The 18156-nt window shown below is 58.4% G+C and carries 16 protein-coding genes; all 16 read right to left on the bottom strand.

Going from position 1 to position 18156, the window contains the following annotated elements; genetic code table 11:
- Nucleotides 1–7: 7 nt before the first annotated feature.
- Entirely contained in the window at nucleotides 8–1015 is a 1008-nt protein-coding gene (gene nuoH, locus N018_RS15730) for an NADH-quinone oxidoreductase subunit NuoH (RefSeq protein ID WP_003411662.1), read from the bottom strand.
- Entirely contained in the window at nucleotides 1012–3729 is a 2718-nt protein-coding gene (nuoG, locus tag N018_RS15725) for an NADH-quinone oxidoreductase subunit NuoG (RefSeq protein ID WP_024646624.1), read from the bottom strand. Before nuoG ends, nuoH begins: the two co-directional genes overlap by 4 nt.
- A gap of 137 nt (nucleotides 3730–3866) precedes the next feature.
- A complete protein-coding gene (gene nuoF / locus N018_RS15720) occupies nucleotides 3867–5225 on the bottom strand; it encodes an NADH-quinone oxidoreductase subunit NuoF (protein ID WP_024646623.1) in 1359 nt (452 codons plus the stop codon).
- Nucleotides 5222–5719, bottom strand: coding sequence for an NADH-quinone oxidoreductase subunit NuoE (gene nuoE / locus N018_RS15715; RefSeq protein ID WP_024646622.1), 498 nt, complete (start codon nucleotides 5717–5719; stop codon nucleotides 5222–5224). The genes nuoF and nuoE overlap by 4 nt, the downstream gene beginning before the upstream one ends.
- Before the next feature lie 2 nt (nucleotides 5720–5721).
- Nucleotides 5722–7503 carry an NADH-quinone oxidoreductase subunit C/D gene (nuoC, locus tag N018_RS15710; protein WP_024646621.1) on the bottom strand — a complete coding sequence of 594 codons (1782 nt, stop codon included), beginning with the start codon at nucleotides 7501–7503 and terminating at the stop codon, nucleotides 5722–5724.
- 74 nt (nucleotides 7504–7577) lie between these two features.
- Nucleotides 7578–8252: a NuoB/complex I 20 kDa subunit family protein gene (locus N018_RS15705; protein WP_024646620.1), complete on the bottom strand. Its 675-nt coding sequence runs from the start codon at nucleotides 8250–8252 to the stop codon at nucleotides 7578–7580.
- A 10-nt stretch (nucleotides 8253–8262) separates the two neighbouring features.
- Complete coding sequence (locus N018_RS15700; protein WP_005892671.1) at nucleotides 8263–8676, bottom strand: NADH-quinone oxidoreductase subunit A; 414 nt, start codon at nucleotides 8674–8676, stop codon at nucleotides 8263–8265.
- 458 nt (nucleotides 8677–9134) lie between these two features.
- Nucleotides 9135–10460, bottom strand: a complete 1326-nt coding sequence (gene aceA / locus N018_RS15695) for an isocitrate lyase (protein WP_024646619.1) — start codon at nucleotides 10458–10460, stop codon at nucleotides 9135–9137.
- Between the two features lie 274 nt (nucleotides 10461–10734).
- Nucleotides 10735–11472: a secretin N-terminal domain-containing protein gene (locus N018_RS15690; RefSeq protein WP_024646618.1), complete on the bottom strand. Its 738-nt coding sequence runs from the start codon at nucleotides 11470–11472 to the stop codon at nucleotides 10735–10737.
- Nucleotides 11473–11652: 180 nt separating this feature from the next.
- Nucleotides 11653–12075 carry a GNAT family N-acetyltransferase gene (locus N018_RS15685; protein ID WP_024646617.1) on the bottom strand — a complete coding sequence of 141 codons (423 nt, stop codon included), beginning with the start codon at nucleotides 12073–12075 and terminating at the stop codon, nucleotides 11653–11655.
- Nucleotides 12068–13234: a ribosomal protein uL16 3-hydroxylase gene (locus N018_RS15680; RefSeq protein ID WP_025390174.1), complete on the bottom strand. Its 1167-nt coding sequence runs from the start codon at nucleotides 13232–13234 to the stop codon at nucleotides 12068–12070. Before N018_RS15680 ends, N018_RS15685 begins: the two co-directional genes overlap by 8 nt.
- A 60-nt stretch (nucleotides 13235–13294) precedes the next feature.
- A complete protein-coding gene (purB, locus tag N018_RS15675) occupies nucleotides 13295–14665 on the bottom strand; it encodes an adenylosuccinate lyase (protein ID WP_024646615.1) in 1371 nt (456 codons plus the stop codon).
- A 131-nt stretch (nucleotides 14666–14796) separates the two neighbouring features.
- A complete protein-coding gene (gene hflD / locus N018_RS15670; protein WP_025390173.1) occupies nucleotides 14797–15417 on the bottom strand; it encodes a high frequency lysogenization protein HflD in 621 nt (206 codons plus the stop codon).
- The gene (mnmA, locus tag N018_RS15665; RefSeq protein WP_024646613.1) at nucleotides 15417–16547 is read right to left on the bottom strand and encodes a tRNA 2-thiouridine(34) synthase MnmA; all 1131 of its coding nucleotides are present in this window, start codon (nucleotides 16545–16547) and stop codon (nucleotides 15417–15419) included. The genes hflD and mnmA overlap by 1 nt, the downstream gene beginning before the upstream one ends.
- 60 nt (nucleotides 16548–16607) lie before the next feature.
- Nucleotides 16608–17054 carry an NUDIX hydrolase gene (locus tag N018_RS15660; protein WP_024646612.1) on the bottom strand — a complete coding sequence of 149 codons (447 nt, stop codon included), beginning with the start codon at nucleotides 17052–17054 and terminating at the stop codon, nucleotides 16608–16610.
- 73 nt (nucleotides 17055–17127) lie between these two features.
- Nucleotides 17128–18033, bottom strand: a complete 906-nt coding sequence (locus N018_RS15655; protein ID WP_024646611.1) for a LysR family transcriptional regulator — start codon at nucleotides 18031–18033, stop codon at nucleotides 17128–17130.
- Nucleotides 18034–18156: the final 123 nt, after the last annotated feature.

Below are 18156 nucleotides of genomic sequence, written 5' to 3'. Positions count from 1 at the left end.
CAAATCCTCACTGAACCGAGCCTGCCGGTGTGTTCAACAACACAATCGCAGCAGTCACCAGCAAATTGATCAGGGTCAGCGGCAGACAGAACTTCCAGCTGAAATCCATGACCTGGTCATAACGCGGACGCGGGATGGAAGCGCGCAGCAGAATGAACAGCATGATGAAAAACGCGGTTTTCAAGGCAAACCAGAAGAACGCCAGCGATGGCAGAATATCGAACGGACCGTGCCAGCCACCGAAGAACAGCGTGACCAGTAACGCCGAGATCAGAATGATCCCGATGTATTCACCAACGAAGAACATGCCCCATTTCATGCCGGCATATTCAATGTGGTAACCGTCGGCCAGTTCCTGCTCGGCTTCCGGCTGGTCGAATGGGTGACGGTGAGTCACTGCCACGCCTGCGATGAAGAATGTACAGAAGCCGAAGAACTGCGGAATGATAAACCACAGATTCTGCGCCTGATATTCAACGATATCGCGCATGTTGAACGAACCAACCTGAACCACGATCCCCATCAGCGCCAGACCCATGAACACTTCATAGGAAACGGTCTGTGCCGAAGCACGCAGGCTGCCGAGCAGTGCAAACTTGTTGTTGCTGGACCAGCCAGCGAACAGCACCGCATATACCGATAGACCAGCCATGGCGAAGAAGAACAACAGACCGATGTTCAGGTCTGCAACGCCCCAGGTCGGCGTGATCGGGATGACTGCGAAGGCGATCAGCAGGGCACTCATGGCCACTACCGGCGCCAGGGTGAAGATCACCTTGTCGGCGAACGGCGGTGTCCAGTCTTCCTTGAAGAACATTTTGAGCATGTCGGCTGCGATCTGGAACATGCCGAACGGACCCACGCGGTTCGGGCCATAACGGTCCTGCCACCAGCCCAGCAGACGACGTTCCACGAAACTCAGCAACGCGCCGCAGACCACAACAGCCAGCAGCACAACGATTGCCTTGACGACCGCAATGATTGCGTCAATCACATCAGGTGTGAACCAGGTCATTGCGCTGCCTCCTGCAGACCGTCAACGGATTTGCCGAAAATCGCTGGAGGAATACCCGGCAGCCCTGCAGGCAATGCCACCAGACCTGCGCCCAGTTCTTCATTGATACGCAACGGCAGCGTCAGCGACTGACCCGCAATGCTCAGCGAGAGCAGGGCGCCTTCGTTGACGCCCAGGCGGTCGGCTTCGGATTTGGCCAGTGCCACGTAAGGTTGCGGAATGCGTTCCTGAACCGGCGCGGCCAGTGACGAGGTTTCGTCGCTGCCGAACAGGTGGAAGAACGGCACAACCTGCCAGGTGCCGCGCTCTGGTGAGAATGCACGCGGAACATTGGAGTACCACGACAGGCCGTCACCCTGGCTTTCGATCAGGCGTGTGCCCGGATCGCCAGCACGCAGATGACCACCGACTTCGTCCTGGAACTTGTTCCAGGCTTGCGGCGAGTTCCAGCCTGGAGACCAGGCGAATGGCACCTGCTGGCGCGGTTCGGCAGAACCCGAATAGCCTTCCATGGAAAACGAGAAGGCGGTGTCTTTATCTTGCGGAGTACGCGGTTCATGCACGCTGATGTTGGCGCGCATAGACGTCCGGCCGCTGTAACGCAGCGGCTCGCGCGCCAGCTTCAGACCCTTGATCCGGAACGAGGCAGATGGCGCGGCGTTGATGATGCCTGCCAGTTGCGCAGAGCTGCCGGCACAGGCTTCGGTCACGTGATCGAGCTGCGTCCAGTCCACAGGTTGATTCAGCAGCGTGGCGCGCAAGGCGTGCATCCAGCGCCAGCCTTCGTGAACCAGAATGCCCGGGTCCAGATAAGTTGGATCGAACACCTGGAAGAAACGCTGGGCGCGGCCTTCCTGGCTGACGAGCGTGCCATCACCTTCAGCAAAGCTGGCCGCTGGCAGCACCAGATGCGCACGATCGACAGTCGGCGTTTTCTGGTGATCGGCAACGATAACGACTTTCGCTGCGCTCAGTGCAGCATCGACGATTTTCGCGTCAACACGACGATACAGATCGTTTTCCAGCACGACGATGGCGTCGGCCTGACCGGAGATCACGGCTTGCAGGGCGGCATCGACAGACTCGCCGCCGAACATCGCCAGACCCATGCTGTTGGCTTCCGGCACAATCAGGCTGATTGAGCCTTGCTTGTCGCGCAGCTTCAACGCCTTGGCGATGTTGGCCGCCGCTTCGATCAGCGCTGTCGAACCCAGCGAGCTGCCGGAGATGATCAGTGGACGCTTGGCCGCTAGCAGCGCGTCTGCAATACGTTGCGCCAGTTCCAGCGCTTCGCTGTCCAGACCTTCAACAGCAGGAGCGCTGGCGTCCAGCGCGTGTGCCACGGCGAAGCCGATACGCGCCAGATCATCCGGTGCGGCATGTACGCATTCTTCTGCGATGTCATCCAGACGGGTTTCAGCCAGGCTGGCGATGAACAGCGGGTTCAGCTCGTGCTGACCGATATTCTTCACTGCGGCGTCGAGCCATGGCTGGACTTTCATTGCGGCTGCCATGTCCTCGGCCTTGCCCTTGACCGCCTGACGCAGGCCAAGGGCCATGCGCGCAGCGGTCTGGGTCAGGTCTTCGCCAAGGACGAATATGGCGTCGTGATCTTCGATGTCGCGCAGGGTCGGGATCGGCAGCGGGCTGTCGTTCAGGACCTTGAGGATCAGGCGTAAGCGCTCCAGTTCACCGGCTTCGATACCACTGTAGAAATGCTCGGCGCCGACCAGCTCACGCAACGCATAGTTGCTTTCCAGGCTGGCGCGAGGCGAGCCGATACCGACAATGTTACGTCCGCGCAACAGGTCAGCGGCTTTGTCCAACGCTTCGTCCAGGCTCAGTTTGACCTGGCCGGCAGCCAATAGCGGCTGACGTGGACGGTCTTTGCGGTTGACATAGCCGTAACCGAAACGACCACGGTCGCAGAGGAAATACTGGTTGACCGAGCCGTTGTAGCGGTTTTCGATACGGCGCAGCTCACCGTAACGCTCGCCCGGGCTGATGTTGCAGCCGCTGGAACAGCCGTGACAGATGCTCGGCGAGAACTGCATGTCCCACTTGCGGTTGTAGCGCTCGGAGTGAGTCTTGTCGGTGAACACACCGGTCGGGCAGACCTCGGTCAGGTTGCCGGAAAACTCGCTTTCCAGTGTGCCGTCTTCGACGCGGCCGAAATAGACGTTGTCATGAGCGCCATAAACGCCCAGATCGGTACCGCCCGCGTAGTCTTTATAGAAGCGCACGCAGCGATAGCAGGCGATGCAACGGTTCATCTCATGTGCGATGAACGGCCCCAGTTCCTGATTCTGGTGGGTACGCTTGGTAAAGCGATAGCGACGTTCGTTGTGACCGGTCATTACGGTCATGTCTTGCAGGTGGCAGTGACCGCCTTCTTCGCAGACAGGGCAGTCGTGCGGGTGGTTGGTCATCAGCCATTCGACGACACTGGCACGGAAGGCCTTGGACTCATCATCTTCGATGGAAATCCAGGTGTTGTCGGTGGCTGGCGTCATGCAGGACATGACGATACGACCACGGGTGTCGTTCTCGTCGGTGTACTGCTTGACCGCGCACTGGCGACAGGCGCCAACGCTGCCAAGGGCGGGGTGCCAGCAGAAATAAGGGATATCGAGGCCCAGCGACAGACATGCCTGTAACAGGTTGTCTGCACCATCGACTTCGAGCGCTTTGCCGTCTACGTGAATAGTAGCCATGGTTCAAAGGTCTTCGTTGGCCCGTTGTCAGCGGGCGTGGCTAATGGAATCTCGGTAGCACCTGCATCGTTCAGCCCTTTAGGGCGCCAGCAGGTACGAAGTCGGCGGCTCGAACAACCGCCGACCGGTCAGTCTTGTTATGCGCCGGCCATGGTCGGGCTTTTACCCGGTACAAGCGTGTCGGTGCTGGATGGCGTTATACCTGCTTCGAACTCCGAGCGGAAATACTTGATCGCACTGCCCAGCGGCTCTACTGCGCCCGGTGCATGCGCGCAGAAGGTCTTGCCAGGGCCGAGGAAATTGACCAGGCCCAGCAGGGTTTCGATATCCCCCGGCTGACCCTGTCCCTTCTCGATGGCCCGCAGCACTTTCACGCTCCAGGGCAAACCGTCTCGGCAAGGAGTGCAAAAGCCACAGGATTCCTGGGCGAAGAACTCTTCCATGTTGCGCAGCAGCGAAACCATGTTGACCGAGTCGTCGACAGCCATCGCCAGACCGGTACCCATCCGGGTGCCGACCTTGGCGATGCCGCCCGCGTACATCTGTGCGTCCAGGTGTTCGGGCAGCAGAAAGCCTGTACCGGCACCGCCTGGTTGCCAGCACTTGAGTTTGAAACCGTCGCGCATGCCACCGGCGTAGTCTTCGAAAAGCTCGCGAGCCTGAACACCGAACGGCAGCTCCCACAGGCCAGGATTTTTTACCTTGCCGGAGAAACCCATCAACTTGGTGCCGTGGTCTTCGCTGCCTTCACGAGCCAGCGACTTGTACCAGTCGTTACCGTTGTTGACGATGGCTGGCACGTTGCACAGCGTTTCGACGTTGTTCACACAGGTCGGCTTGCCCCACACGCCTACTGCAGCAGGGAAGGGCGGCTTGGAACGTGGATTGGCACGACGGCCTTCCAGCGAGTTGATCAGGGCGGTTTCTTCGCCACAGATGTAACGACCAGCGCCGGTGTGGACAAACAGCTCGAAGTCGAAGCCAGTGCCGAGAATGTTCTTGCCCAGCAGGCCGGCGGCCTTGGCTTCAGCCACGGCACGGTTCAGGTGTTTGGCAGCGGTCACGTATTCGCCGCGCAGAAAGATATAGCCGCGATAGGCCTTCAGGGCGCGAGCACTGATCAGCATGCCTTCTACCAGCAGATGGGGCAGTTGCTCCATCAGCATGCGGTCTTTCCAGGTGTTGGGTTCCATTTCGTCCGCGTTGCACAGCAGGTAGCGGATGTTCATGGATTCGTCTTTGGGCATCAGGCCCCACTTGACCCCGGTGGGGAAACCCGCACCGCCACGGCCCTTGAGACCGGAGTCCTTGACCGACTGGACGATGTCGTCAGGTGCCTGCTGGGTCAGTGCCTTGCGCGCTGCGGCATAGCCATCTTTAGCTTGATATTCCTCAAGCCAGACCGGCTCGCCATCATCGCGCAGACGCCACGTCAGAGGGTGGGTTTCTGCCGTGCGCGCAATGCGATTGGCAGGGCCGAAGGACGTAATGGTCATAGGTAACCCTCCAGCATCTTGGCTACGCCAGCAGGCTGTACGTCGCCGAAAGTGTCATCGTCGACCATGACGGCCGGGGCCTTGTCGCAGTTGCCGAGGCAGCAGACTGGCAACAAGGTGAAACGGCCATCGGTTGTGGTCTGGCCCAGGCCGATGCCCAGTGAACTCTTGATCTCGTCCACGACGTTCTCGTGACCGCCGATGAAGCACACCATGCTGTTGCAGACACGAATGATGTGGCGGCCAACCGGCTGACGAAAAATCTGGCTGTAGAACGTGGCCACGCCTTCAACGTCGCTGGCAGGAATCCCCAGCATTTCGCCGATGGCGTAAATCGCGCCGTCCGGCACCCAGCCGCGTTCCTTCTGAACGATCTTCAGGGCTTCGATGGACGCCGCGCGCGGGTCCTCGTAGTGATGCAGCTCGTGCTCGATGGCCGAGCGCTCTGTTTCGCTCAGGGCGAAACGGTCTGTCTGGATTAGCGGGCTGTTCATGCTTAGCGGTCCACGTCGGCCATAACGAAATCGATACTACCCAGGTACGCGATCAAGTCCGCGACCATGCTGCCTTTGATCACCGAAGGGATCTGTTGCAGGTGCGGGAAGCTTGGGGTGCGGATCCGGGTACGGTAGCTCATGGTGCCGCCGTCGCTCGTCAGGTAATAGCTGTTGATACCCTTGGTCGCTTCGATCATCTGGAAGGCTTCGTTGGCCGGCATGACCGGGCCCCACGATACTTGCAGAAAGTGCGTGATCAGGGTTTCGATGTGCTGCAAGGTGCGCTCTTTCGGCGGCGGCGTCGTCAGCGGGTGATCTGCCTTGTACGGGCCGGCCGGCATGTTGCGCATGCATTGGTCGATGATCTTGATGCTCTGGCGCATTTCTTCGACGCGTACCATGCAGCGGTCGTAGGCATCACCATGCACGGCAAGAGGCACTTCGAACTCGAAATTCTCGTAGCCGGAATACGGACGCGCCTTGCGCAGGTCGAAGTCCAGACCGGTAGCGCGCAGGCTCGGGCCGGTAACACCCCAATCGAGAGCTTCCTTGGTGTTGTAAGCGGCAACGCCGACTGTGCGACCCTTGAGAATACTGTTCTGCAGAGCTGCCTTGTTGTACTCGTCGAGACGCTTTGGCAGCCAGTCGACGAAATCCTTGACCAGTTTTTCCCAGCCGCGTGGCAGGTCGTGTGCAACCCCGCCAATCCGATACCAGGCCGGGTGCAGACGGAAGCCGGTAATGGCTTCAATCACGGTGTAGGCTTTCTGGCGGTCAGTGAAGGTGAAGAACACCGGCGTCATGGCGCCCACGTCCTGGATGTAGGTCCCCAGGAACAGCAGATGGCTGGTGATGCGGAAGAACTCGGCCATCATGATGCGAATCACGTTGACGCGGTCCGGCACCGTAATGCCCGCCAGCTTCTCTACCGAAAGCACATATGGCAGGTTGTTCATCACCCCGCCGAGGTAATCAATACGGTCGGTGTAGGGAATGTAGCTGTGCCAGGACTGGCGTTCGCCCATTTTCTCGGCACCACGGTGGTGGTAGCCGATATCCGGAACGCAGTCGACGATTTCTTCGCCGTCCAGTTGCAGAATGATACGGAACGCACCGTGAGCCGAAGGATGGTTCGGGCCCAGGTTGAGGAACATGTAGTCTTCGTTCTTGCCGGAGCGCTTCATGCCCCAGGCTTCCGGATCGAAGCGTGCTGCTTCTTCTTCCAGTTGCTGCTTGGCCAGGGTCAGGCTGTACGGATCGAATTCTGTTGCGCGGGCAGGGAAGTCCTTGCGCAGCGGGTGACCTTCCCAGGTCGGCGGCATCATGATCCGGGTCAGGTGTGGGTGGCCCGGGAAGTCGATCCCGAACATGTCCCACACTTCACGCTCGTACCAGTTGGCATTGGGCCAGATACCGGTAATGGTCGGCACGCTCAGGTCACGTTCTGACAGCGCTACCTTGATCATGACGTCGCTGTTACGTTCTACCGACAGCAGGTGGTAGAACACAGTGAAATCGGCGGCAGGCAGATCGCGGCGATGGGTACGCAGGCGCTCGTCGACACCATGCAGGTCATAGAGCATCGAATACGGCTTGGGCACCTGACGCAGGAACGTCAGTATTTCAACCAGTCTGGCGCGGTCGACCCACAGCACAGGCATGCCGGTGCGTGTCGACTGGGCAGTGAAAGCCTCGGCGCCAAAACGGTTGTTCAGTTCAACGACGACATCTTGGTCGTCAGCCTTGTAAGGCGGGATGTACAGAGCGTTGTCTGCAGTCATAGGTCTCAATCACTTCGGTCAACGTACAGAATCAACCCCGGTTCCTGTCTTTTTTATAAGAAGAACGGGCTGGATCAGACTTCGTCGGGGCTGCGCAGGTTGGTGACCTGGATACGCTGTTCACGACGCTGTTCCTTTTGCGACGGCATGTCGGCGCGGTACACGCCTTGATCGCCGACGACCCAGGAAAGCGGGCGACGCTCCTGTCCGATGGACTCCTGCAGCAGCATCAGGCCTTGCAGGAATGCTTCGGGGCGGGGCGGGCAGCCGGGCACGTAAACATCCACGGGGAGGAACTTGTCCACGCCCTGAACAACGGAATAGATGTCGTACATGCCACCGGAGTTGGCACAGGCGCCCATCGAGATGACCCATTTCGGTTCGAGCATCTGTTCATACAGACGCTGAATGATGGGAGCCATCTTCAGGAACGGCGTACCGGCGATTACCATGAAGTCCGCCTGACGCGGCGATGCACGGATAACCTCGGCGCCGAAGCGGGCGATATCGTGGGGAGCCGTAAAGGCAGTGGTCATTTCTACATAGCAGCATGACAAACCGAAATTGTACGGCCACAGGGAGTTTTTGCGCCCCCAGTTGACCGCGCCATTCAGCACGTCTTCCAGCTTGCCCATGTAGATGTTTTTGTGGACTTGGTCTTCTAACGGATCGGAAACGGTTTCCCGTTTGCCGATGGGGTACTGCTCGTTAGGAGCATCCGGGTCGATCCTGGTGAGATTATATTGCATCGCCAAAGCCTCATTGTTTCAGCTTCGCTTGCCGATTACGGCGACCTTCAGGAGCCCAGTCAAGTGCTCCAACCCGCCATAGGTAGACAAGACCTGCCAACAGAATTGCTATGAAAACGAGAGCTTCGGCGAATCCGGTCCAGCCGCTTTCGCGGACGGACACAGACCAGGCAAAGAGAAAGAGGGCTTCGATGTCAAAGATCACGAACAGCATCGCGACCAGATAGAATTTGGCGGAGAGTCGCAGGCGCGCACTGCCGGTAGGCAGCATGCCGGACTCGAACGGTTCGTTCTTGCTGCGGCCCCAGGCCTTGCTTCCGAGCAGGCTGGAGAGGCCGAGCATGAAGGCGCAAAGGCCTACTACACCCAAAAGGAAAATGGCGAAGCCCCAGTTGTGGGCAATCAGACCTGTCGATTCGGGCATGCTGGCAGTCCTTGTTAGAGAGCAAAGGTCTCTGTGCTTGATAAAGAGTCGAGGCAGTGACGAAATGTCGCAGCGCGGTCAACGGATTGATTTTATGTGCAAACAGTTGGCAAGTAAATTTTCTACATCAAATTTATTCACTTAATCAATCATGGAAAGCCCTGCAAAGTGCCTGGAGGGCTTGCCAGGCGGGCATTAGAAGTCTTTTGTTTAATTATGTCCGCCGGAGGTGAAAAGGAATGAAAGGGAATTTGAATGATAATTGATATCATTCAAGCGCCATTTATTCTTGCTGCCGGTTAAGTCAACGCGTAGTTAAAGCCGATTGCCTCTATCAATGGCAGCTTTGTAACACTTTGAACGGTATCGCCATTTGTCCGGGATCAATACAGGCAAAGTCCGACGCAAAAAAAGACCGCCCCTACGGACGGTCTGTCTTGCGCGCTGCGTAAAACGGCTTAGTGGAACTGCTCTTCCTCTGTCGAACCGGTCAGCGCGGTGACCGAAGACACGCCGCCCTGGATCACTGTCGTCATGTCATCGAAATAGCCAGTGCCCACTTCCTGCTGATGGGCAACGAACGTGTAGCCCTTTGCAGCGTCGGCGAACTCCTGCTCCTGCAATTTGACGTAGGCGGTCATGTCATTGCGAGCATAGTCATGCGCCAGGTTGAACATGCTGTGCCACATGTTATGAATACCGGCCAGGGTGATGAACTGATGCTTGTAGCCCATGGCCGAGAGTTCACGCTGGAATTTGGCGATGGTCGCGTCGTCCAGATTTTTCTTCCAGTTGAAAGAGGGCGAGCAGTTATACGACAGCAACTGATCCGGGTACTCTTTCTTGATCGCTTCGGCAAAGCGACGTGCCTCGTCGAGATCAGGTTTCGCGGTTTCGCACCAGATCAGATCGGCATAGGGCGCGTAAGCCAAACCGCGTGAAATTGCCTGATCCAGACCCGCGCGGACCTTGTAGAACCCCTCATGAGTGCGCTGGCCGGTCACGAACGGCTGGTCGTAAGGGTCGCAGTCGGAGGTCAGCAGATCTGCGGCGTTGGCATCGGTACGCGCCAGGATAATCGTGGGTACACCGGCAACGTCAGCGGCGAGACGCGCAGCCACCAGTTTCTGTATCGCTTCCTGAGTAGGCACCAATACCTTGCCGCCCATGTGCCCGCATTTTTTCACCGACGCCAGCTGATCCTCGAAGTGAACGCCTGCGGCTCCAGCTTCGATCATGCTCTTCATCAGCTCGTAGGCATTGAGCACGCCACCAAAGCCTGCTTCTGCGTCGGCGACGATGGGCGCGAAGTAGTCGATATAGCCTTCGTCGCCCGGCGTTTTGCCGGCTTTCCACTGGATCTGGTCGGCACGGCGGAACGAGTTGTTGATGCGCTTCACGACCGTGGGCACCGAGTCGACCGGGTACAGCGACTGGTCCGGGTACATAGACTCGGCCGAGTTGTTGTCGGCCGCGACCTGCCAGCCGGACAAGTAGATGGCCTGAATTCCGGCTTTGACCTGCTGGACGGCCTGGCCGCCAGTCAACGCACCCATGCAGTTGACGAAGTCCTTGTCGGGGCGAAATGAAGGTTTGGCACCTTGGGTCACCAGATTCCACAGCTTGTCGGCACCCAGTCTTGCAAAGGTGTGTTCGGGTTGAACCGAGCCACGCAGACGGACTACATCAGCTGCAGAATAAGTACGGGTCACGTTTTTCCAGCGCGGATTTTCAGCCCAGTCTTTTTCGAGAGCCGCTATTTGTTGTTCGCGTGTCAGTGCCATTTTATAAACCCCAGGAAGTAGGTCTCGATTAAAGTCCTGCTCCGCCAAATACCTTGCGTAACGGCACTGTGAATGGCTGCTCGCTGTGCAGAAGGTGACGATTCAAAAGCTTTTCACGCAGTCTCTGAACAGCGGGAGCGAGGCAATCATGCCTCGGGGTCTGGAAGGGCGTCAAACGTTTTGTAGTGCTTTTTTAGATTCACTACATTTTTGTGGGGTCAGACTGATTAGTCACTAAAAGGCCCGCAGGTACTGGCCTTTGCGCCAGCCCATGTTATTCCAGCGCTTCAACCTTTACGCGTAAAACCATGTCGCTCCGACCCTGCGTCGAATAGCGTTGTGCGATACCTCTCTGATCGGCAACGGACTGGTCGCTGTTGCTCGCCAAAGTGATCCATTCGCCCAGTCGACCGCTGACTTGGCTGTCGGTGCTCTGCACGTTGATAGCGTCAGGCCGTTCCTGGCTCATACGGTCATGGTTGGTGCTGATACTCAGGTGAACGGTATCGCCGGTCACACTGGCGGTGACGTAAAAACCCTGAGTCACGTTTCGGTATTCAGTGTTGTTCTGCGAGTAGCCGTAGGAGTCAGTCGAAGAGGAGGTCAGCGGAACGCTCTGTCCGACCTGAATCAGCGCCGGCGTGCCTTCGCTGGTCTGTACCTGCTGCACGCCGCCGTCGCGGCTGGTGGTGCCGTATTCGATGACCTGTGAGCCGTTGCTGCTGCGGGTGGCGGTATCGCTGGTATCGACGCTGATCAGCAGGCGTTTTGGCGCAGTGTCCAATTGCGAGATCAGGGTGCGAAGTTCTTCGATCTTGCGCGACTCGGCATTGACGATCAGTTGGTTGCCATACGCACTGACGGTGCCATCGGTCCCTAGAAAGGATTTGGCCACCGGCAGCAGGTCGGCGCTGGTGCGGTAGTTGAGTGGGACCACTTCGGTTGCCGCCAGTGTATTCACACTGAATGCGATGAGCAGCGAGGTAAGCAGAATTCGTATAACCATGTTCATTCTCCGCGATGGGCGCGTAAAGCATGAGTGTGCCATTGTGTCGGCCGCTGTAGACACTAGCTGAATGGGCGGACACAAAAACGCCCTGCTTTTTTCAGTCCGGTATCAGTGATACCAGCCTGCAAAGGGCAGGGCGTCAATTATGTAGTGCTCTTGAAAGTGCCTACATATTCAGATCTGTTACACCTGTCGAAGCATATCGACATGCGGCAGACCTGCTTCAAGAAACTCTTTGCTGGTGACCACGAAACCGAAACGCTGGTAGAAATCGACAGCTTGTACCTGAGCGCTGAGCTTCAGTGGTTCGAGCCCGCGTTTTTCAGCTTCATCAATGACGGCGCTCAGCAAGGCCTCACCCACCTTCAGGCCACGCCAGTCCTTGAGCACCGAGAGGCGACCGATTTCACCGTCCGCCAAGAGGCGCGCAGTCCCGACTGCATAGTCACCTTCACGGGCCAGAAAATGCACGGCATCTGCGTCTTCGGCGTCCCACTCCAGTTCCGGGGGCACCGACTGTTCGGCGATGAACACCGAGTCGCGTATGCGCCGGATATCAGCATTGTTCTTCTGCCATTGTGCGACAGATACAGTGATTTTATTCATCGGCAAATCCCAGGCTTCCTTGTTTTACGAGTTCGCAAAGCAGATTGCGACCCTCATCATCGGCCAACCATTGGCCGAGGTTTTCACTGTGCAGAGCGTCTGCTGCACAGATCAGTTTGAGCAGTTCACGCAGGCTGCCGGGCAGCAGGCGACTCTGGCCGCTGGCGAACAGCAGGAGGTCGTCATCAACCTCGGACCAGGCCAGTCGGGCGGCCGGGTTGCGAATCAGTACGGCGCCTTGTTCGAGGCTGTCGAGCAATTCCTCTTCGCCCAGGTCCGGTCCGGTGACCAGTTCCGGGTAGCGCGGTTCGGTCATGAACTGGCCAAACCAGGTCAGTAGCAGGCGCTCGTCGCTCATGTGCTCTGCGAGCAAGGCTTTCAGGCGATCAAGGGCGTCACGCTGAATCTGATGAGGATCGCTGGCCGGTTGCGCGTCGGCATCAGTGTAGCGCTCTTCATCGGTAATGAACTGGGCGAGGAAGTCGGTGAAATGAGTGAGTACTTCCGCCGCGCCGGGTGCCCGGAAGCCGACCGAGTAGGTCAGGCAGTCATCCACGGCAACGCCGCAATGAGCCAGTCGCGGTGGCAGGTAGAGCATGTCGCCTGGCTCCAGGGTCCATTCTTCGGTCTTTTCAAACCCGGCAAGAATGCGCAGGTCGGCATGCTCCAGCAGCGGACTTTCGGCGTCGCACATCTGGCCGATCTGCCAGTGACGTTTGCCGTGGCCCTGAAGCAGGAACACATCATAGTTGTCGAAATGCGGGCCAACGCTGCCACCCGGCGCTGCGTAACTGATCATCACGTCGTCGATGCGCCAGCTCGGCAGAAAGCGGAAATTTTCCAGCAGCTCGCTGACTTCCGGAACAAACTGGTCGACAGCCTGCACCAGCAGGGTCCAGTCACGCTCAGGCAGTTTGCTGAACTCGTCTTCGGCGAAAGGACCGCGACGCAGCTCCCAAGGGCGTTCGCCGTTTTCGATGACCAAACGCGACTCGACTTCTTCTTCCAGGGCCAGCCCGGCAAGTTCGTCGGCATCGATCGGACTTTGGAAGTCCGGCAGTGCCTGACGGATCAGCAGTGGTTTTTTCTGCCAGTAGTCGCGCATGAAAACGCGCGCGCTGATGCCGCCCAGAAGTTGAAGAGGAATATCAGGATTCATGTGTAAGCCCTTGAAATAAAAACGCCCGGCACAGCCGGGCGTGTGCAATGTTTTTGCGTGTCAGATGCGCTTGGCCTGGGCTGCCGCGTTGCCGATGTAATTGGCAGGCGTAAGCTTCTTCAGTTCAGCCTTCGCTTCGGCGGGCATCTCCAGTCCGTCGATGAAAGTCTGCAACGCTTCCGGGCCGATGCCCTTGCCGCGTGTCAGTTCTTTCAGTTTTTCGTACGGGTTTTCGATGTTGTAACGACGCATCACGGTCTGGATCGGTTCGGCCAGTACTTCCCAGCAGGCATCCAGGTCAGCGGCGATGCGTTGCTCGTTCAGTTCCAGTTTGCTGATGCCCTTGAGGCTGGCCTCGTAGGCAATGACGCTGTGAGCGAAACCGACGCCCAGGTTGCGCAGCACGGTGGAGTCGGTCAGGTCGCGCTGCCAGCGAGAGACAGGCAGTTTGCTGGCCAGATGCTGGAACAGTGCGTTGGCGATACCCAGGTTGCCTTCGGAGTTTTCGAAGTCGATCGGGTTGACCTTGTGTGGCATGGTCGACGAGCCGATTTCGCCAGCGATGGTGCGCTGTTTGAAATAGCCGAGGGAGATGTAACCCCAGATATCACGATCGAAGTCGATCAGGATGGTGTTGAAGCGAGCGACTGCATCGAACAGTTCGGCAATGTAGTCGTGCGGTTCGATCTGCGTGGTGTAAGGGTTGAAGCCCAGACCCAGTTCGTCTTCGATGAACGCGCGCGCGTTGGCTTCCCAGTCGATGTCGGCATACGCAGACAGGTGTGCGTTGTAGTTGCCGACTGCGCCGTTGATCTTGCCCAGCAATGGTACGGCAGCGACCTGGCTGATCTGACGCTCCAGGCGATAGACGACGTTTGCCAGTTCCTTGCCCAAAGTGGTCGGGGAGGCCGGTTGGCCGTGCGTGCGTGAGAGCATTGGCACGTCGGCGAAACGAATCGCCAGTTCGCGGATGGCGTCTGCGATCTGGCGCATCAGCGGCAGCATCACCGTGTCGCGGCCTTCGCGCAGCATCAGGGCGTGGGACAGGTTGTTGATGTCCTCGCTGGTGCAGGCGAAGTGGATGAATTCGCTGACCTTGTCCAGCTCAGGCAGCTTGGCAGCCTGTTCCTTGAGCAGATATTCCACGGCCTTGACGTCGTGGTTGGTGGTCCGCTCGATTTCCTTGACGCGTTCGGCGTGCTCTACAGAGAAGTCTTCAGCCAGCGTGTTGAGGATGGCGTTGGCTTGCGCGGAGAACGCAGGGACTTCAGTGATCTGCGGGTGCGCCGCCAGACGCTGGAGCCAGCGGACTTCAACCATCACGCGAAAACGGATCAGGCCGTACTCGCTGAAAATCGGGCGCAAGGCCTGGGTTTTGCCGGCGTAGCGGCCATCAACAGGGGAAACCGCGGTGAGCGAAGAAAGCTGCATGGGATGCTCTCGGACAGTCGGGCACGAAAAGGGGCGCGTATCATACATGAAAAGTCGGTCGGACCGGAGCCCGCCGACCAGCGTAGACGGCGCTGTGCCTGTGGTGGTGAGGAACATTGGTGCGCGGCGGATCAGCCGTGCAGCAATGGATACAGTTCTTTCAATAACTTGCGCCGGCTGAAGACCAACTGCCAGCGGTGCCCGCCAACTTGTCGCCACAGGCGGGCAGAGCGGATGCCTGCCAGCAGGATGGCGCGGATCTTCGACGCGTTGTTGGGTTGCTGCAGGTTGCGCATGTCGCCTTGCACCTGAATGCGCTGACGCAGGGTGCTCAGGGTGTCCTGATACAGCGCGCCGGTCGCGGCAATCACGTTTTCGTGGGCCACGCCAAAATGCTCGACCTGGGACTGAATCACAGGAATGCGCTTGCCGATGACTTCCAGCATGTCTTCGCGCTTTGACAGCTGGCGTTCAAGGCCAAGCATCGACAAGGCGTAGCGCAACGGTTCGCGTTGCAGCGTGGCCGGATCGCGTTCCAGAGCGCTGGCCATGGCGCGATAACCCTCATGCAGATTGAGGTCGTCGCCGCCGTAGACGTCCAGCGTATCCTTCGGATCGACCACCAGCACACTGCCCAGCATGCAGCTCAGCGCCGCCTCGCTGATCTGGCCGGTCTTGGCGATCCGGTCGACCAGTACGGCAGCCTGGAATACAGCACCCAGAGCGACCAGTTGTTCCTGAATCGGGGTCATCAACGCTTGTCCTTGCTGGTCCAGGGTTCGGCAACTTCGATCACGCCGCCACCCAGGCATATTTCGCCATCGTAGAACACGACAGACTGGCCGGGCGTAACAGCTCGCTGTGGATCATCAAATACGGCCCGGTAACCCTCGGCGGTCTTTTCCAGCGTGCATGGCTGGTCGCCCTGGCGATAACGGACTTTTGCGGTGAGCCTGCGCGGGCTGCTCAGGTCGATCGGGTTGACCCAATAGATTTCCGAACTGACCAGTGCGCGGGAAAACAACCACGGATGGTCATTGCCCTGGCCGACGATCAGCTCGTTGTTCTGCAAGTCCTTGACCAGCACGTACCACGGGTCGTCGCTGGCGTCCTTGAGGCCGCCAATTCCCAGGCCCTGACGCTGACCGATAGTGTGATACATCAGGCCGCTGTGGCGACCGATCACTTCACCTTCGGTGGTCTTGATCTCGCCGGGTTGGGCTGGCAGGTACTGGCGCAGGAAATCGGTGAAGCGCCGCTCGCCAATGAAGCAGATACCGGTGGAATCCTTCTTCTTGGCTGTTGCCAGCCCGTGCTTTTCGGCAATCGCGCGTACTTCGGGTTTTTCCAGTTCGCCGACCGGGAACAGCGTGCGGGCGATCTGCTCGCCGCCGACGGCATGCAGGAAATAGCTCTGGTCCTTGTTCGGATCCAGGCCTTTGAGCAGCTCGGTGCGCCCGTCGATGTCACGGCGGCGCACATAGTGGCCGGTGGCAATCAAATCTGCACCCAACATCAGGGCGTAGTCGAGAAAGGCCTTGAACTTGATTTCCCGGTTGCACAGGATGTCCGGATTAGGGGTGCGCCCGGCCTTGTACTCTTCGAGAAAGTGTTCGAACACATTGTCCCAGTACTCGGCCGCGAAGTTGGCGGTGTGCAGTTTGATGCCGATCTTGTCGCACACGGCCTGGGCATCTGCCAGGTCCTCGCGGGCGGTGCAGTATTCCGTTCCGTCGTCTTCTTCCCAGTTCTTCATGAACAAGCCTTCCACCTGATAACCCTGCTCCATGAGCAGTACGGCGGAAACGGAAGAGTCCACGCCGCCGGACATGCCGACTATGACGCGCTTCATTTCTAAGTTCGAGGGGGCTGGATCACGCATGGGGATTCAACGGCTGACCTGTAAAAGGACGCGATTCTAACAGGCTGAAGGCGTTGAGTCTCACGGCTTGTCGCGCAGCAGGTCGAGACTGAAATGTTCGGCATTCAGGTAATCGTCCAGGCAACGCATGACCAGCTCACTGCGCCAGCGTGGCTGTTCAGCCAGCAGTTCGTCGCGCGTCAGCCAGACAGGGCCGACGATGCCGTCATCCAGCACATAGTCCGGGTTGTGCCGCAAGGCTCTGGCGGCGAAGCAGATGCGCTGGTAAGTCACCCCATTACTGGGGGCGGTGTACAGATAAATGCCGGTCACACTGGTGAGTTCGACGTCCCAGCCGGTTTCTTCGAGGGTTTCGCGGATGGCGGCACGTTGCAGGCTTTCGTTCGGGTCGAGATGCCCGGCAGGTTGATTGAGTACAGTACGACCGCCTTTCATTTCCTCGACGAAAAGAAAGCGGCCTTGGTCTTCGACGATGGTGGCGACGGTAACGTGGGCTTGCCAGGTCATGAGAAGGGTCTCTTTGAGTGTGGAAAAGGGATTCGGTCAACCGTAACAGACAGGGCGGAAAAAGCCTTGCGCGCTATTTTTGTTCAAACTTCAGATCGCGTCTCAGGGCGCTGACGCAGAAGTCTACAAAGGCACGCACCTTGGAGGAACCGCGGCGGCCCTCCAGGTAAACGACGTGAACCGGCTCTGGTGCGATTTCGAACGTGTCCAGCACGCATTCAAGTCTGCCGTCCTGCAAGTGCTCGCGTATCTGGTAAAACGGCACCTGGGTCAGCCCCCAGCCCTGTAACGCTGCGCGGATTGCCGCCTGGTAGGACGTCAGGCTGAGTCTGGAGCCAACGTCCACCGAATAATCTTTGTGATCAACCCGGAAAAGCCACTGCGGTGCTCGTTCGAAGGTGGTTGTCGAAACCGTGGAGTGTCGTCGCAGGTCATCAGGATGTTGCGGGACGCCGTGCTCTGCCAGGTAAGCGGGCGACGCGCACACCATGCGCCGCACGCTGCCTGTCGGTATTGCGGTAAGGGATGAGTCGGGCAGGGCACCGATCCTGACTGCCACATCGACACCTTCATCGAGCATGGACACAACCCGATCAACAAGGATGGCGCGTACCTCCACCGACGGGAATTGGTCGAGAAAACTCGTCAGTACAGGCACGACATGCAGCGCGCCGAACATCTGCGGGGCGGTTATCGTCAGCTGGCCGGCAGGACGTGCGTGCAATCCGCCCGCCGCGTTTTCAGCTTCATCAAGGTCGGCAAGCAGCCGGCGGCAGTCAATGGCAAAGCGTTGGCCTGCTTCGGTGAGCCGCATATTACGTGTGGTGCGCACTACCAACAGGATTCCCAGGCGACTCTCCAGGCTGGCAACTGCCCGAGTCACCGTGGCGGTCGACAATCCAGCATGGCGGGCTACACCAGCAAAGCTGGTGTGCTCGGCCAAAGCGGCAAAAAGCGTCATCTCCTGAATACGGTCCATATCTCTCTTGAGCACTCTGATTTTTAGGAGTCTCGTCAGTATTTCAGAAATTGAAATAGTCAATTGAGTTTTATGGTGATTCTGTATGTGAGACGCAACAATTAGGCTTGAGGTCAATTCATC

It is taken from the genome of Pseudomonas syringae CC1557 (genome assembly GCF_000452705.1).
GTDB lineage: Bacteria > Pseudomonadota > Gammaproteobacteria > Pseudomonadales > Pseudomonadaceae > Aquipseudomonas > Aquipseudomonas syringae_F.
The sequence above is the reverse complement of the archived record's forward strand: the minus strand, read 5'-3'. Positions and strand labels throughout refer to the sequence as shown.